The 15,494-nt window shown below is 72.0% G+C and carries 13 protein-coding genes; 9 read left to right on the top strand and 4 right to left on the bottom strand.

Annotated elements, in window-relative coordinates; all coding sequences use genetic code 11:
* Window positions 1–64: 64 nt before the first annotated feature.
* A complete protein-coding gene (locus tag ACFWIS_RS05885; RefSeq protein WP_380461760.1) occupies window positions 65–1,429 on the bottom strand; it encodes an MDR family MFS transporter in 1,365 nt (454 codons plus the stop codon).
* Window positions 1,430–1,673: 244 nt separating this feature from the next.
* Here ACFWIS_RS05885 and ACFWIS_RS05880 point away from each other — a divergent pair, with 244 nt between their 5' ends.
* The 9 genes from ACFWIS_RS05880 (at window position 1,674) to murQ (ending at window position 11,740) form a co-directional block, all read left to right on the top strand.
* On the top strand, window positions 1,674–2,321 hold the full coding sequence (locus tag ACFWIS_RS05880; protein ID WP_380461761.1) for a TetR/AcrR family transcriptional regulator: 648 nt from the start codon (window positions 1,674–1,676) through the stop codon (window positions 2,319–2,321).
* Window positions 2,322–2,600: 279 nt separating this feature from the next.
* The gene (locus ACFWIS_RS05875; protein ID WP_380461762.1) at window positions 2,601–3,800 is read left to right on the top strand and encodes a Cmx/CmrA family chloramphenicol efflux MFS transporter; all 1,200 of its coding nucleotides are present in this window, start codon (window positions 2,601–2,603) and stop codon (window positions 3,798–3,800) included.
* Window positions 3,801–4,266: 466 nt separating this feature from the next.
* On the top strand, window positions 4,267–4,962 hold the full coding sequence (locus ACFWIS_RS05870) for a DUF4232 domain-containing protein (protein WP_380461763.1): 696 nt from the start codon (window positions 4,267–4,269) through the stop codon (window positions 4,960–4,962).
* Window positions 4,963–5,157: 195 nt separating this feature from the next.
* Window positions 5,158–6,675, top strand: coding sequence for a DUF2079 domain-containing protein (locus tag ACFWIS_RS05865; RefSeq protein WP_380461764.1), 1,518 nt, complete (start codon window positions 5,158–5,160; stop codon window positions 6,673–6,675).
* A 639-nt stretch (window positions 6,676–7,314) separates the two neighbouring features.
* Window positions 7,315–7,722 carry a GntR family transcriptional regulator gene (locus tag ACFWIS_RS05860; protein ID WP_380461765.1) on the top strand — a complete coding sequence of 136 codons (408 nt, stop codon included), beginning with the start codon at window positions 7,315–7,317 and terminating at the stop codon, window positions 7,720–7,722.
* A 166-nt stretch (window positions 7,723–7,888) separates the two neighbouring features.
* Window positions 7,889–8,842 (top strand): ATP-binding cassette domain-containing protein, encoded by a 954-nt coding sequence (locus tag ACFWIS_RS05855; RefSeq protein ID WP_380523484.1) that lies wholly within the window; start codon window positions 7,889–7,891, stop codon window positions 8,840–8,842.
* Window positions 8,839–9,843 (top strand): ABC transporter permease, encoded by a 1,005-nt coding sequence (locus tag ACFWIS_RS05850; RefSeq protein WP_380461767.1) that lies wholly within the window; start codon window positions 8,839–8,841, stop codon window positions 9,841–9,843. Before ACFWIS_RS05855 ends, ACFWIS_RS05850 begins: the two co-directional genes overlap by 4 nt.
* Before the next feature lie 211 nt (window positions 9,844–10,054).
* Complete coding sequence (locus ACFWIS_RS05845; protein ID WP_380461768.1) at window positions 10,055–10,735, top strand: DUF6445 family protein; 681 nt, start codon at window positions 10,055–10,057, stop codon at window positions 10,733–10,735.
* 69 nt (window positions 10,736–10,804) lie between these two features.
* Window positions 10,805–11,740, top strand: a complete 936-nt coding sequence (gene murQ, locus ACFWIS_RS05840; RefSeq protein ID WP_380461769.1) for an N-acetylmuramic acid 6-phosphate etherase — start codon at window positions 10,805–10,807, stop codon at window positions 11,738–11,740.
* Between the two features lie 72 nt (window positions 11,741–11,812).
* Here murQ and ACFWIS_RS05835 read toward each other — a convergent pair whose 3' ends face one another.
* The 3 genes from ACFWIS_RS05835 to ACFWIS_RS05825 all read right to left on the bottom strand — a co-directional run bounded on the left by ACFWIS_RS05835 (window position 11,813) and on the right by ACFWIS_RS05825 (window position 15,489).
* Window positions 11,813–13,315, bottom strand: coding sequence for a hypothetical protein (locus ACFWIS_RS05835; protein WP_380523483.1), 1,503 nt, complete (start codon window positions 13,313–13,315; stop codon window positions 11,813–11,815).
* 69 nt (window positions 13,316–13,384) lie between these two features.
* Entirely contained in the window at window positions 13,385–14,011 is a 627-nt protein-coding gene (locus ACFWIS_RS05830) for a hypothetical protein (RefSeq protein WP_380458707.1), read from the bottom strand.
* Window positions 14,012–14,976: 965 nt separating this feature from the next.
* A complete protein-coding gene (locus ACFWIS_RS05825; RefSeq protein WP_380458709.1) occupies window positions 14,977–15,489 on the bottom strand; it encodes an isochorismatase family protein in 513 nt (170 codons plus the stop codon).
* Window positions 15,490–15,494 lie beyond the last annotated feature (5 nt).

Genomic DNA, 15,494 nt, shown 5'->3' with positions numbered 1-15,494 from the left:
TGAGTCGGGCTGAGTCGGGTTGGTCCGAAGGGATACTGATGAATGATCATGAACCGGCAGCCGGTCAGCCTGCCTTACGGACAGCACCGGGGTAGAGCAGGGCCGGAGCGATCGAGAGTGCCGACATGGCCAGCACCCACCAGAAGGTCGCACCGAAGGCCTCGCCGGGCTGACCCGGGTGCCCCACCTCCGCCCGCTGGAGCACCAGCGTCAACACCGCCGTACCGAGCGCCCCGCCGAGCCGGTTGAGGACATTGACCGCGCCGGCCGCGGCCGGCACATGGGCCTTCTCAACGCTCCCGAACACCGCCGCCATTCCGGGGATCACGATGATCCCCATGCCCATCCCGCGCAGCGCCAGCGAGCCGACGACCAGCCAGTCGGCCGGGCCGGAGCCGTGGCCCAGCCGGGTGAAGACCAGCGTGCCGAGAAGCGAGCAGCCGATGCCGAGCAGGATCAGCGGACGCGGTGCGACGCGGTGGGCTATTCGACCGGCCAACAGCGAGGTGACCGCCGTGCCGAGCGCCTGCGGCGCCAGCAGCAGCCCGGCCGCCACCGCTCCGGCGTGCTCTACCTGCTGGTAGTAGAGCGGCACCAGGAACATCGAGCTGTACAGCACGGCCCCCTGGAGGAAGCTGTTCGCCGTCGCGACCGCGAAGCCCCGGCGGGCGAACAGCCGCAGGTCGAGCAGCGGCACCCGGCCTTCTCGGCGTCCGTTCCGCAGTGCGTGCCACCCGTAGGCCGCCAGCAGCACCGCCCCCGTCGCGAGCGCCACCGGGCCGGCCATACTGCCACCGCCGATGATGGAGAGCCCGTAGACCAGCGCGGTCAGCCCCGGCGAGAGCAGCACCAGACCCGTCACATCCAGCTTGGTTCGCTGGAACCCGGACCGGTCCTCACCCGGGAGCCAGCAGCCCGCCAGCAGTACCGTCAGCAGCCCCACCGGCGCGTTCAGCAGGAACATCCAGCGCCAGTCCAGGTGCTCCAGCACCACCCCTCCGAGGATCGGCCCCAGAACCGGGGCCAGGCTGATCGGGAGCAGCAGGGTACCCATCACCCGGCCGATCCGGGACGGCCCCGCCGCCTGCACCATGATCGACTGCCCGAGCGGCTGGATCATGCCGCCGCCGATGCCCTGCAGCACCCGGAAGGCGATCAGGCTGCCCGTCGACCAGGCCAGGCCGCACAGCGCGGATCCGAGCACGAACAGGACGACCGAGGCGAGCCACGCCCGCCGGGCACCGAACCGGCCGCCGGCCCAGCCCGCGAGCGGCATGGTCAGCGATATCGCCAGCAGGTACCCCGTGGCCACCCACTGCACCGATGCCACCGAACCGTGCAGCTCGCGGCCGACGGACTCGATGCCGACGTTGACGATCGTGGTGTCCAGCAGGGCCAGGACCGGGCCCAGTGCGAGCACCACTGCCATCTTCCACAGGCCCGAAGGCAACGGCTCGGGCCCCGCGGGCCGGACCGCCTCCGCGCCCCTCCCCGGCCTGCCCCTTCTGGTGACCGCCATGGTCATGCGCCCTCCTCCGGGTTCGTCTGGTTCGTCCGGTACGTCCCACCGGCGGTCGCTCCGACCGCCTGGAGAGGAACTTAGGACGGACCGATTGATTAGGTCAAGCCTAATTTCTGTGCTCGACCCAGCGAACTGCGCTAGGCTCCCCACCATGACCGACACCGGCAGCACTCCGAACCTCCGCGAGCTCAACAAGCGCCGCACCCGCGAAGCCATCTCGCACGCCGCGACCAGGCTCTTCATCGAGCACGGCTTCGACCGCACGACCATCGCCGAGGTGGCCGCCGCCGCCGGGGTCGCCAAGATGACCGTCACCAACCACTTCCCGCGCAAGGAGGACCTCTTCCTCGACCTGCACGAGGAGCTCGTCAACCGGCTCGCCCGCGCCGTCGCCGAGCGCGCCCCCGGCGAGTCCGCCCTCGCCGCGCTGCGCCGCGACTGCCTGGCCGGGCTGGACCGGCACGATCCACGACTCGGCTTCTCCGGCCCCGAGTTCGCCCGCACCATCGCCGAGAGCCCCGCGCTCGGCGCCCGACTGCGAGAACTGCACGAACAGAGCGAGGCCGCCCTCGCCGAAGCCCTGGCCGAGGCCGCCCACGCGGCACCCGTCGACTTCGAGAGCCGGGTCGCCGCCGCGCTGCTCGCCGCCGTCGACCGCGCCGTACTCGCCGAGATCTTCCGCCGCACCCTGGCCGGCCAGGACCACCCCACCATCGCCGCCGCCGTCCGCCCCTCCGCCGCCCACGCCTTCGACCGCCTCCAGAGCGCCCTCGGCGGCTACGCGGTCCGCGACAGCTGACGCCGTGGGACCGGAGGTCGGCGACACAGGGCCGACGCGGGCGGCACAGGCCGACGCAGTGAAATGGAGGTGCTTCGGCGCCCCCGGTCGGATAGCGTGCGGGCCGTGTCGAGTCCTGAGTCAGACGAGGTGGGGGCTTTCGGTCACGCCGTCAGCCCCCTGAACCACTGAGTCCACAGCCGTCCCGCCGCGTTCCGCGGCCGGATGAGTGCGCCCCTGGGTGCTGACCGCGGTGACGGGATGACCTTCTCGTGCCTCTCCTCACCTCGGAGCCACTCGATGCCTTTCCCGCTGTACCTGCTCGCCCTGGCGGTCTTCACCATGGGCACCTCGGAGTTCATGCTCGCCGGCCTCCTGCCGGCCATCGCCTCGGATCTCGGCGTCACCGTCGGAACGGCGGGCGCGCTCACCTCGGCCTTCGCGGCCGGCATGATCGTCGGCGCCCCGCTCATGGCCGGACTCGCCCGCCACTGGCCCGTACGGTCGAGCCTGTTCGGATTCGTCCTCGTGTTCTCGGCGGCCCATGCCGTGGGTGCCGCCGGCGCGAGCTTCCCGGTCCTGTGCGCGACCCGAGTGGTCGCGGCGCTGGCGAACGCCGGGTTCCTCGCCGTTGCCCTGACGACCGCCACCACGCTGGTTCCCGCCGACAAGAAGGGACGAGCGTTGGCCGTGCTGCTGTCCGGCACCACGGTGGCCACGATCGCCGGCGTCCCCAGTGGATCGCTGCTCGGCGCCCTGCTCGGCTGGCGGGCCACGTTCTGGGCCGTCGCCCTACTCTGCCTGCCCGCGGCGGTCGGCATCCTCACCGGACTCCCAGCACGCCGCCCGCGGCAGCACGCGGCTGACGGGCCACCACTGCGAGCAGAGCTCGCGCGGCTCAAAAGCCCGCGCCTGCTCCTGGTCATGCTGCTCGGCGCGCTCGTGAACGCGGCCACCTTCGCCGGCTTCACCTTCCTCGCCCCCGTCGTGACCGGCGCCGCCGGGCTGGGCGAGCTGTGGATCTCCGTCGCCCTGGCGCTCTTCGGCGCCGGTTCCTTCGCCGGTGTCACCGTCGCCGGACGGCTGTCCGACCGGCGCTCCGGCCTGGTCGTCACAGCCTGCGGTCCGCTCCTACTCGTCGGCTGGCCGACCCTGGCCGTGCTGGCCGACCGCCCGGCCGCCCTGCTCGCCCTGGTGTTCGTCCAGGGCGCGCTGTCGTTCGCGCTGGGCAGCACGCTGATCACCCGGGTCCTGTACGAGGCCGCCGGAGCCCCCACCATGGCCGGCTCCTACGCGACCGCGGCCCTCAACGCCGGTGCCGTCGCCGGACCCCTCGTCGCCGCGGCCGGCCTCGGGACAGCGGCCGGAGACCTCGGGCCACTGTGGGCGAGCGGACTCCTCGTCGCTGCCGCACTGCTGGTGGCCATCCCCGCGCGTGGTGTGCTCGCGGCCCGGCAGACGACGCCACCTCCGTCGACACCGCCGGTGACACCCACCTGATCCCCGGCCTGGACGGCTACTGCACGACCTGATCCCGCGAAGCCCCGAACGCCGCCGTGCCACCCACTCCTTGAGCGACACGGCGGCACGGCGGTACGGCGGTACGGCGGTACGGCGGTACGGCGGTACAGCACGGCGCGGCGCCGACCCGGGCGCAGCTCTGTCCGGGCTCCGGCCCGCCGCGCCCACCGCGCCCACCGCGCCCACCGCGCCCGGCCGGGCCGACGACCCACTGACAACGAATACCGCCGACAGGTGACATATCGCTACACTCCGCACCAAACCGCCGAGTTGGCGACCGACCAACCGTCGTCATGTCAACCGTCCGCAGCCGATCGATTGTCACAGTCCGATCCCTGTCATGTCCTGACGATTGTGACGCCACCGATGGCACCGAACGCCCTCCACCTGCCGTCTTGTGGTGTGTCCAAGCAAGTCGGCAGGAACACCACACCGGGGAGCCACCATGTCCGTCCGCAACCGTCGCCCGCTGCTCGCCGCCGTCGTCCTCGTCGCCGGGGCTGGGCTCGCACTGACCGCCTGCGGGCCGGACAACACCGACACGGTCACCGGCAACGCGACCGTCTCCGTGACCGGCTCGGCCGCCGCCAAGCCCCCGACGGCCGGCAGCCCGGCCACCGCCGCTCCGACGAAGGGCACGGGCGCGACCGCGCGCCCCACCGCCCACACCCCGCCCGCCGGGGGCTCCGACGCCGCCGGCGCCCCGTGCGACATCCAGAACCTCACGATCCACGTGACGGCGCGCAGCGGGTCGGCCAACCAGTACGTGATCGACGTGCACAACACCGGTGCGAGCGCCTGCAGCCTGGACGCCGTCCCGACCGTCGACCTCGGTGACTCCGCCGCGCGCGACCAGAGCAAGAACATCAAGCCCGCGCTCGCGAACGGCACGCTGCGGTACTCGGTCCCGGCCGGCAAGAGCGCCTACGCGGTGATCGACCTCGACCCGAGCGGTGCCACCACCGGCACCCTCCCCGGCATCAACGAGCTCAACGTGCTGGCCGACCAGGAGAACATGCCCCTCGCGAGCACCCAGAACTTCCCGCTCAAGAGCGGCGTCCGGGTGCTGGACCCGCGGATGAGCGTCTACAAGGGTTCCGAGGCGGAGGCGCTGGCCTCCCTGGCGAGCTTCGGCAAGTAGTACCGGCGGGTCGTCCCGCTGCCGAGGACCCCACTTCGTTCCCGCGACGGTGGGGTCCTCGCCTGTTCCAACGCCCCTCCGGCAGCCGCAAACGCGCACGTCAAAGGCCCGGTCGGCGCTGCCGGACCGAGGTTGACGCCCGCTCGGACTTCCACCACCCTTCCACTAATCGAATAGTGAAAGGGTACTTCGCCGATGCCCGCCGCCCTCTCCTCGGTCGACCCGACCGAAGCCCACCCAGACGCCCACCCAGACGCCCACCCAGACGCCCACCCGGACGCCCGCCCCCAGGCCCACCTCCGGCGCCCCCTCCGCCCCGCCACCCTCGCCTGGAGCCTGGCCGCCACCTTCGCCGCGCTCTACACCTGCGTCGCCGTCAACCGGCACCGACGCGGCCTCACCAAGGCCTACGACCTGGGCATCTTCGAACAGGCCGTCCGGGCGTACGCCCACGGCCGGCCCCCGATCGTGCCGCTCAAGGCGCCCGGCTACGACCTGCTCGGCGACCACTTCCACCCCCTGATCGCCACCCTCGCCCCCGCCTACCGGGCCTTCCCCAGCCCGCTCACCCTGGTGGTCGCCCAGGCCCTGCTCATGGCGCTGGCCGTCGTTCCGCTCACCACCTGGGCCCACGAGGTGGCCGGGCCGCGGGTGGCCCTGCTCGTCGGCTGCGCCACCGGGGCCTCCTGGGGGATCGTCCGGGCCGCGGCCGACGACTTCCACGAGATCGCCTTCGCCGTCCCGCTGCTGGCCTTCGCCGCCACCGCGCTCGGCCGCCGCCGGCCGCTCGCCGCCGCGCTCTGGTCACTGCCGCTGCTGCTGGTCAAGGAGGACCTGGGGCTCACGCTGGCCGCCGTGGGCCTGCTGATCGCCTGGCAGGCCCGCCGGGACCGGCGCGCTCCGCTGCCCGGTCTCGTCCTCGCCGCCGTCGGCGTCACCGCGAGCGCGCTCACCCTGCTCGTCCTCCTGCCCGCGTTCAACCCCCATGGCGACTTCGACTACTGGCAGCAGCTGGACGGCGCCGGCGGGCACTCCCCCGCCTGGACGGTGCCCCTGCGGCTCGGCTGGCCGCCGATCAAGTGGCTGCTGCTGTTCCTGCTGGCCGCCACGGCCGGCTTCCTCTGCCTGCGCTCGCCGCTCGTCCTGCTCTGCGCACCCACCCTCCTCTGGCGGCTGCTGTCCACCAACCCGCACTACTGGGGCGTCAGTTACCACTACAGCGCGGTCCTGATGCCGATCGTGTTCGCCGCCCTGGTCGACGCCGTCCGGCGCGCCCGCGCCGAGCGGCACGCCGATTCCGCGCCCACCGCCACCAGCCCCCGCCGCGTCCGCCGCGCACTCGCCGTGACGGCCCTGGTGACGGCCGTGACCCTGCCGCTCTATCCGCTGCACGAGGTGGTGATGCCCGAGGCGTGGAGCACCTCCCCCAGACTCACCGAGACCCGGTCGATGCTCCGCCTGATACCCGACGACGCCACTGTCGCCGCCTCCAACCGGCTGGCCGCCCAGCTCACCGCCCGGGCGGAGGTCACCCTGGTGTGCCAGGACGCGGTCACCCCCGGTCCGGAGTGGGTGGCCGTGGACCTTCGCGATCCCAGCGTGCAGTCCCCGTGCGCCACCGCCGCCACTACCCGGATGCTGGTGCTCTACCAGGAGCAGGGCTACCACCGGCTGGTCGACCGGGACGGTCTGCTCCTCCTCAAGCGCCCCTGACCGGCCGAGGTAGCGGCCGTGGTCGTCGAGGGCCTGCCACCGTGAAGGGCTTTGCGCGTGCTGCCGTCCGGATGACGAGGTGACGCGGTGGTCGACCAGGACGGAGCCGAGGCCGTCCGGCCTTGACCCTGGCCTGGGTACGTCGGCATCTGGAGGTCGGCGAACGGATCATCAGAACCGCGCCGCTGCACGGCGGCACCACCGCCGACATGCGGAGGCTGACCATCCGCACACGGAACGGCGGCACCCGTGACCTGGGCTGCGGATGTTCGTCGAGCCGTTCCACCTGGAGCGCGCCGAGGCCGCGACCCCGAGTGAGCGACTGTACCGGCGAATGCGGGACCCGCTCGGTTGCTCGGAAGAAGTGCAGCCGGTGGCACGGGCAGGGCGGGGGGCAGGGAGGGCGGAACTGACCGCGCGAGCCGTCGAGGAGCGGCTGGATGCCTGCGTCGCCGCCCCGACGGACGCGCTGGGCTGAGCCGAGGCGGTCCGAAGCTCGGCCCCAAGGCGGTCCGCGGCTCGACCCAATGCGGCCCGGGGCCCGGCTTCCACTCACACGTCCCGCCCCGGTCCGGCTTGACCCGAACGCCGCAGTGGGCCACCATTCCACTATTCGACTAGTGAAAGGCCGCAACGGGCGTGATCGAGTACCGCATCGATCGGCGCAGCGGCGTCTCCACCTACCAGCAGATCGTGCAGCAGACCGAACAGGCGCTGCGGCTCGGACTGCTGCAACCCGGAGACAAGCTGCCGACCGCCCGCGAGGTGGTCGAACTGACCGCGATCAATCCGAACACCGTGCTGAAGGCCTACCGCGAACTCGAACGCGAGGGGCTGGTCGAACCCCGCCCGGGGCTCGGCACCTTCGTCCGGCGTTCGCTCGCCAGACCCGAGGCAGCGGCCGACGGGCCCTTGCGCGCCGAGCTGATCGGCTGGGTGGATCGGGCCCGGGTCGCCGGGCTTGAGCGCGAGGACATCGCCGCATTGATGACCTCCGCACTGGAGCAGCGCTTCGACAGCGGGGCGCCCCCGAGACCGTCGGACTGACGGCGCTCGAACCGACGACACCCCGACTCCCGGACATCGCACACCGAGGCGCACCGACTCCCGGACGCCACACACCGAGGCATGCCGGGACGCACCACCGCACCACCAGCACGCCGGGTCTCCCCGGCAGCACCGAACACAGAACCGAGAACAGTGGGGGGACCGGGTGAACAACCCGACAACCGTGGCTCCGGCGCTGGAGGCCGCCGGGCTCGGCAGGAACTACCGAGGCGGCTGGGCGCTGCGCGACTGCAACTTCACCGTCCCGATCGGACGGATCTGCGGCGTGGTGGGGCCCAACGGCGCCGGCAAGAGCACCCTGCTCTCCCTCGCGGCCCGGCAACTCATCGCCACCGAGGGCGAATTGCGCGTCTTCGGCGAACCGGCCGGGACCCCGGAGGAGCGCGCCCGGGTCGCCTACGTCGCACAGGACAAGCCGCTCTACCCGGGCCTGACCGTCGCCGAGACCCTGCGAATGGGCCGTGAGCTCAACCCGGTCTGGGACCAGGAGCTGGCCCAACAGATCGTCGACCAGGGCGAGTTGCGCCCCAAGACACGGATCGGATCGCTCTCCGGCGGTCAGCGCACCCGGGTCTCAATGGCCCTCGCCCTCGGCAAGCTCCCCGAACTGCTGCTGCTGGACGAGCCGATGGCCGACCTCGACCCGCTCGCCCGCCACCAGCTCATGGGCACCCTGATGTCGGCCGCCGCCGAACGCGGCACGACCATCGTGGTCTCCTCACACATCCTCCCCGAACTCGTCGGTGTCATCGATCACTTGCTGCTCGTCCAGGGCGCCCGGATCCGGCTGGCCGGGGACCTGGATGACATCCTGGACGGGCACCGGCTGCTCACCGGCCCCGCCGGAAGCGCCGCACTCCCGCCCGAACTGGTGGTCGAGCAGCGAATCGGCGGACGCCAGGCAACCGCACTGGTGCGCACCGGTGAACCACTGGACGGCCCCTGGGAGAGCGAACGGCCCAGCTTGGAGGAGCTGCTGCTCGGCTACCTCCGCGCGCCCGCCGACCTCACCCCGGCCGAGCCGAACACCCCAGCCCGCCCCCGCCCCGACGCCGCACGCCCGGCCGCCACCCCGGCGAACGACGAGAAGGCAGCATGAGCACCGACATCCTGACCGACCCCGCGAAGACGACGCCCGCACCCGCCGGCCGGGAGCGCACCGGCACCCTCCGCATGCGCGGGCTACTTTGGCTGACGTTCCGTCAGAGTCGGTTCACTCTCTGGATGCTGTCCGCACTGGTGGCCCTCCTGGCGGCCGACCTCCTCTGGATCCACATCGTCTCCCACCACATCGTGGGCGTGCTGCGGCAGACGGGCTGCTACAGCCCCGAGAGCTGGGACAGCCCCCGGTGCTGGGCCCTCCTCTCACCGATCAACCAGCCGAACTACTGGTTCACCTCGGTGCTGCAGCCCGCCGTCACCGCCGTCCCGCTGCTGATCGGCGTGTTCATCGGCGCGCCGCTGCTGGCCCAGGAGCACGAGCGCGGCACGATCCGGCTGATCCGCGCCCAGTCCGTCAGCCCGGTGCGCTGGCTGGTCGCCCGCCTCACCGGGCCGGGCCTCGCCGTCCTGGCCGCCACCGGTGTGCTCGCCTCGCTGATGACCTGGGTGTGGTGGACGGACATCGTGCACGGGCCGGTCGCCTTCGACCCGCCGTTCCAGTTCTTCACCTATCCGGCACTCGGACTGGCACCGATCGCCTGGTCGCTGTTCGCCCTGGCCCTGGGTGTCCTGGTCGGCCAGCTGGTGCGCCGGACCCTGCCCGCGATGTTCCTCACCGGCGCGCTGGTCGCGATCACCCACGGCCTGATCCACTGGGCTCGGCCGTCCTTCCACCCCACCGTCGACGTGGTCGCTCCGCTCAGGGCCATGCAGCCCACCAACGCGTGGCTGGTCGACGTCCAGACGGTCCTGGCCGACGGCAGCCGCGTCAGCACCGCGAAGTGCGCGGGCGAGCACCGGTGCGACGGAGCGACCGGCACCTGGCTGAGCTACCACCCCTCCGGCGACCTCGTGCCGATCCAACTCGTCGAGACCGGGATCCTGTTGGTGCTCACCGCCCTCGCCCTCACGGCCGTCTTCCGCCTCATCCGCCGGTAGCACCCCGGCAAGGACGGGCACGGGCTGGGCGCCGACCCGGCACCGACCCGGCACGGGACAGGACACCGACCCGGCACGGGACAGGACACCGACCCGGCACGGTAGAAGGCGCCGGCGGGAGCCGCACACCGCTCCCGCCCGCGCGCCCCTTGACGAAAGGTTGACCTGTTCACGGCAGATCGTTGACGACCGGCGCCCCTATCGTCGGCCCATGCCCTCACAGCCCATCAGGCCCACCGCCCTGCCGGTCCTGCCCTACCGCAAGCCCACCCGCGGCCGGGACTACTGGGTCCTGGACAACGTCCTGCCCGACCCGGACGCCGTCCGCGAACGCGTCCTGGCCCGCGGCGACTGGACCGAGGGCTACCCGCACCGCCCCGAGACCTGGCCCGGCCTGCGCACCATGCCCGGCCTGGAACCCGACGAGCTGGCACGGGTCGAGGCCCAGGTCCGCAAGGCCACCGGCGCCTCCCGGCTCTGGGTGCAGAGCACCCCGGGCGGCGGCACCCTCAACCACAACTGCGTCCAGGTCGTCGGCGCCGGGGAGTCGGAGTCCCGCCCGCACACCGACTCCCGCGCGCTCTGCCGCTACGCCGCCGTGCTCTACCTCAGCCCGGGCGCCCCCAAGGACGCCGGCACCAGCTTCTACCGCCAGCAGTTCCCCGGTGGCCGCCTCGGCGGCAACCTGGTCAACGCCCCGCACAACAACCTGGTCGAGGCGCTCGGCACCCGCCACGTCCCCGCCGACCACTTCACCGAGGACGTCCGCGTCCCCAACCGCTACAACCAACTGCTCCTCTACCACGCCAACCTGATCCACAGCGCCACCGACTATTACGGCGTCGAACTGGCGGACCGCCGGATGACGGCCGTGTTCTTCTGGATGGCCTGACCGACGACCCGCTCGCCCGCTCCACGATCGTTCCGGTTCGGGCGGCGCCTCCCCGGGGACGCTCGTCGCATGAACCCCGACGCCGTGCCCCCCACCGAGACGGTCCGCCCCGACTGGGCGGACATCGACCGGCTGCCCACCGCCGACCTGCTGCACCTGATGAACGCCGAGGACCGCACCGTCCCCGCCGCCGTCGCCGCGGAGCTGCCGCGGATCGCCGCGGTGGTCGACGCCGTGACCGCCCGGATGGCGCACGGCGGGCGGCTGGTCTACGCCGGCGCGGGTACCGCCGGGCGTCTCGGGGTGCTGGACGCCGCCGAGTGCCCGCCGACCTTCGGCACCGACCCCGGCCTGGTGCTCGGCCTGATCGCGGGCGGCCGGAGCGCCGTCACGGAGGCCGCCGAGGGCGCCGAGGACCGCACCGACCTCGCCGAGGCGGACGTCGCCGCACTCGACCTCACCCCGGCCGACACCCTGGTGGGCATCTCCGCCTCGGGCCGCACCCCGTACCCGCTGGCCGCCCTCCGCGCCGCCCGGGCGGCCGGGGCACTGACCGTCGGACTGGCCTGCAACCGGGGCTCGGCCCTGGTGGCGGCGGCGGAGCTGGGGATCGAGGTGGAGGTCGGCCCGGAGGTGTTGGCCGGCTCCACCCGACTGAAGGCTGGCACCGCGCAGAAGCTGACGCTCAACATGCTGTCCACGGCCGTGATGATCCGCCTCGGCCGGACGTACGGAAACCTGATGGTCGATCTGCGGGCCACCAACACCAAACTCCGCGAGCGCGCCCGCCGGATCGTCGCCGAAGCCACCGGCGCCGACGGCGAGACGGTCGACCACGCCCTCACCGCCACCGACGGCCGGACCAAGGACGCGGTCCTGCTCCTGCTCGCCGACGTGGACGCCCCCACCGCCGCCCACCTCCTCAGCACCGCGGACGGACGACTGCGCGATGCCCTCGAACTCGCCCGCGACCGGGGGACGTTCCGGCGCCGGGACAGGGCCTAGCAAGTCGACGCGCGGCGGGCCCGGCCGGCGACCGCCGAGGCGATCGCCGGCCGGGCCCGCGCGAGGAATCGGTCAGCTCGTGGACGCGACCGCGTCGCCGGGGACGTCCACCCAGGCGCCGCTCCACCGACCGGCGGTGTAGTCCGCGCCCATCGTGTAGACCCGACCGTTCGAGCCGGTCGTGAACAGCTGCATGGTGTTGCCGACGACCGTGCTGGTCAGCGACTTCAGCCCGGACCCACCCAACGGCGCCCACTTACCCGACCACGAACCCGCACCGTAATCACCATCGGTGGACCAGAGTTGACCATCCGAACCGATGATGTTCAGGTGCACCTGGCTCCCGATCGCCGACGCCGTGACCGCGGTCGCACCACCCGCATCACCCGGCACCTCGACCCACGAACCACTCCACCGGCCCGACGTGTAGTCCGCACCCATCGTGTACACATGACCCGTCGACCCCAACGCGAACAACTGCACCGTGTTGCCGACGACCGTGCTGGTCAGCGACTTCAGCCCCGACCCACCCAACGGCGCCCACTTACCCGACCACGAACCCGCACCGTAATCACCGTCCGTCGACCAGAGTTGACCATCCGAACCGATGATGTTCAGGTGCACCTGATTCCCGATCGCCGACGCCGTGACCGCGGTCGCACCACCCGCATCACCCGGCACCTCGACCCACGAACCACTCCACCGGCCCGACGTGTAGTCCGCACCCATCGTGTACACATGACCCGTCGACCCCAACGCGAACAACTGCACCGTGTTGCCGACGACCGTACTGGTCAGCGACTTCAGCCCCGACCCACCCAACGGCGCCCACTTACCCGACCACGAACCCGCACCGTAATCACCGTCCGTCGACCACAACTGCCCATCCGAACCCACGATGTTCAGATGCACCTGATTGCCGATCGCCGACGCCGTGACCATCGAACCCGGAGCCGACGGCACGGCAACGTCGTCCACGATGTTCTTGTAGCGGTAGGCGGTGTAGCTGCTCATCGCGTGCGAGGAGAGCTTGGATGCGTTCAGGTCGCCGTCGGTGTTGTAGTTCGTCGGCCTGGAACGCCCGCTCTCCTGGTAGTAGTTGAACGTCCCCGCGCCCTTGTCCCGCCAGCCGGCGAAGATGACCACATGCTCCGCGCTGTTGAGGATGTCACCGGGCTGGAGGTCCGACCTGTCGATGACGGACCCGTAGGAGGGCAGGCCGCCCGTGTTCGGACTCTCGGGCAGCTCCCAGGCCATGGAGACGTATCCCGAGCAGTCCTGGCGGTAGCGACCGCCCGTCTGCGAATCGGACCACCAACTGAACGGCGCCACAAGCCCGTTGGTACTGTACGGAACGCTCTGGTTCACCCAGGCCTGGGCGCGCGCCAGGACCTGGCCGCGCGTGACCTTGCCACCCGGGGCGGCGTTGTCGCCCAGCGAACCGGTCGACGAAGCGGCTATGTACGTGGACAGGACACTGTCGGCGCGAGCGGGCGCGGTGGCCAGCACCGCGGAGGCGGCGCAGGCGGCGACCAGGACACCGGCCAGGCGTCGCGGTGACTTCTTCAGTGGCACGGACGTGTTTCCCTTCAATGGAGAGTGAGGAAGCGAGAGGACGAGACGGAAAGCGGAACCGGTGCGGCTTCAGTGCCGGGCCGCGAGCGCGGCGAGCGCGGCCAGTACCGACGGGTCGGTACCGGTGTCGTGCGCCGGGGCGGGACGCTCCTGGAGTTCGTCGAACTCGAAGAGCGTGAGAACAGCTCCCTGCTGGAGCGCGTAGAGGTGATTGGTCTGGTGATCGGGGGCCGACATGCCGCCCACTCCCGTCCAGGCCCTGGACCATGACGTTCCATCGGCCGTGGACGCCGTGCGGGTCACGGTGGCGTCCTGGGCCACGCCCTGACGGGCCTGGAGCTGCCGGGAGGACGTCTGGCAGGCGTCCATGTCGGCCAGCAGCTTCTGGTAGGCGGCGTGTGCGACCTCCGGACCGGGGAAGGAGAACAGCTGCTGCCCCGCCGGGTTGCCGGCCGCGCTCAGGTAGCCCTGCTGCTGCCAGGTGGTGGCGCCGGTGACGGCCGCGCACTCATTGAGGGTGATCTTCCGGCCCTGCACGTCCTCGCTGCTCAGCGGGCCGTCGGGCTTCCACCCGAGCTTCGGCGCCATCGGCAGCTGCGCCAGGCCGGCCGGCTGGACGGCGGGGGTGAGGGCGGCCCCCGGGTCGCCCTTGGCCGACGGCGCAGCGGCGGCGGGGGCGGTCCCCGCCGCCGGCACGGGCGCGGGCCCACCGGAGGGGCTCGCGTCGACTGTCGGGGTGCTCGCCGATGACGTCGGCGTCGCGGTTGGCGTCTCGACTCCCCTACTCGTTACGGACGTTGAACTGGCATGCGGGGCGCCCACGCTCGACGCGGCAGCCGTGGGCGCGCTGCGGTCGGCCGCCCCGCAACCGGTCACCACGGCCGCGGCGCACAGGGCCAGGACCGCCGAGGCGGCGGTGAACGTCGATCGTCGAGTGCGTCCGGGCATGACGGCTCCCATGAGGTGAGGAGGGCAGGAAGGCAGAGAAGAGACCGCCGAGCGCACGCCGATGACACTCCCCACGCATGGCGGGCGCAGGTGCGGGTGCGGGTGCGGGTGCGGGTGTAGGGGTGGGGGTGGGCGTCGAGTTGCCTGGAAAGCAGGCGACGAAGTCAGCGGCGCCCGGAACGAGACCGTGCGGGCTGCGCGATGCGCCCAATCAGCTTGGAGGCGAGAGAAGTTGAGCCGGATCGACAACTCCGACCCGATGACCTACGAAGACCTACGGAGGCCTACGAAGGCCTACGAAGGCCGAGCGGGCATGCCCAAGCCGGCGAACCGGACACAGGCGTCGGTCGAACAGGCGGTGCGGAACACAGAAGCCCCCCGGACAAGTCGATGGCGAGGCAGGCCGGTACGGCCCGCTGCGGCCCCGGGCCGGGGAGTCTGCCTCCCCGCCGTCCCGGTGATCACCATCCTGCTGGACCCGCCAGCCCCCCGGAACGGCTCAGGACTGTCCGCAATGGGCCCGGCCGCTTGATGTCACCTGCCACCTGCCACCGGGTACGCCGGCGAACGGGAACGTCAGGAAATGAAAAAGACGCCGCCCCGGCACTGGAAGTCTGCACAGTGCCGATGGAGCGAGCGTCAGCGCACAGCGGCCGGATCAGCGGAGAATGGGCAGGACCCGCGTCCCACCGATCCCCGGCCCGCCCTCCCGACTACCCCAACCGCACGTCCGCCGCCGCCACGACCTCCCCAAGCCGCGGGAAGTCCAACTCCACCGAGGCCCGGTGCTCGGCTTCCGTCAGTCCGGTCATCGCGTCCTCGACGAACACCAGCCGGTAACCGAGGTCACCGGCCGCGCGGGCACTGGACTCCACCCCGAGGTTGGTGGCGATCCCGGCGAACACCAGCGTCTGCACGCCGCGGGCCTGGAGCAGTTCGTGCAGTCCGGTGCCCTGGAAGGCGCCGATGGTGCGCTTCACCACGACCTCGTCGGCCGCCGCCGCGACCTCGGCGACCAGTTCACTGCCGGGCGGCTGCTCGGCGACACCCGGCCGCTCGACCCGTACCGCGATGACGGGGGCGCCGGCGGCACGGAAGCCCTCGGCGAGGCGCAGCGAGGCGGTCACCACGTCCGGGCCGGTGTGCGGTGCGAGCTGGTGGGCGACGATCCGGTCCATCAGGTCGACCAGGACCAGGGCCGAGGTTCGGGGATCAAGGGTTGTCATGGCGC

It is taken from the genome of Kitasatospora sp. NPDC127060, assembly GCF_042724935.1.
Lineage (GTDB): Bacteria > Actinomycetota > Actinomycetes > Streptomycetales > Streptomycetaceae > Kitasatospora.
The sequence above is the reverse complement of the archived record's forward strand: the minus strand, read 5'-3'. Positions and strand labels throughout refer to the sequence as shown.

Excerpts from the sequence above, each read along its gene's own strand:
- ACFWIS_RS05885 (WP_380461760.1), bottom strand. The coding sequence starts at position 1,429 with ATGGCAGTGGTGCTCGCACTGGGCCCGGTCCTGGCCCTGCTGGACACC.
- ACFWIS_RS05880 (WP_380461761.1), top strand. The coding sequence starts at position 1,674 with ATGACCGACACCGGCAGCACTCCGAACCTCCGCGAGCTCAACAAGCGC.
- ACFWIS_RS05875 (WP_380461762.1), top strand. The coding sequence starts at position 2,601 with ATGCCTTTCCCGCTGTACCTGCTCGCCCTGGCGGTCTTCACCATGGGC.
- ACFWIS_RS05870 (WP_380461763.1), top strand. The coding sequence starts at position 4,267 with ATGTCCGTCCGCAACCGTCGCCCGCTGCTCGCCGCCGTCGTCCTCGTC.
- ACFWIS_RS05865 (WP_380461764.1), top strand. The coding sequence starts at position 5,158 with ATGCCCGCCGCCCTCTCCTCGGTCGACCCGACCGAAGCCCACCCAGAC.
- ACFWIS_RS05850 (WP_380461767.1), top strand. The coding sequence starts at position 8,839 with ATGAGCACCGACATCCTGACCGACCCCGCGAAGACGACGCCCGCACCC.
- ACFWIS_RS05845 (WP_380461768.1), top strand. The coding sequence starts at position 10,055 with ATGCCCTCACAGCCCATCAGGCCCACCGCCCTGCCGGTCCTGCCCTAC.
- murQ (WP_380461769.1), top strand. The coding sequence starts at position 10,805 with ATGAACCCCGACGCCGTGCCCCCCACCGAGACGGTCCGCCCCGACTGG.
- ACFWIS_RS05825 (WP_380458709.1), bottom strand. The coding sequence starts at position 15,489 with ATGACAACCCTTGATCCCCGAACCTCGGCCCTGGTCCTGGTCGACCTG.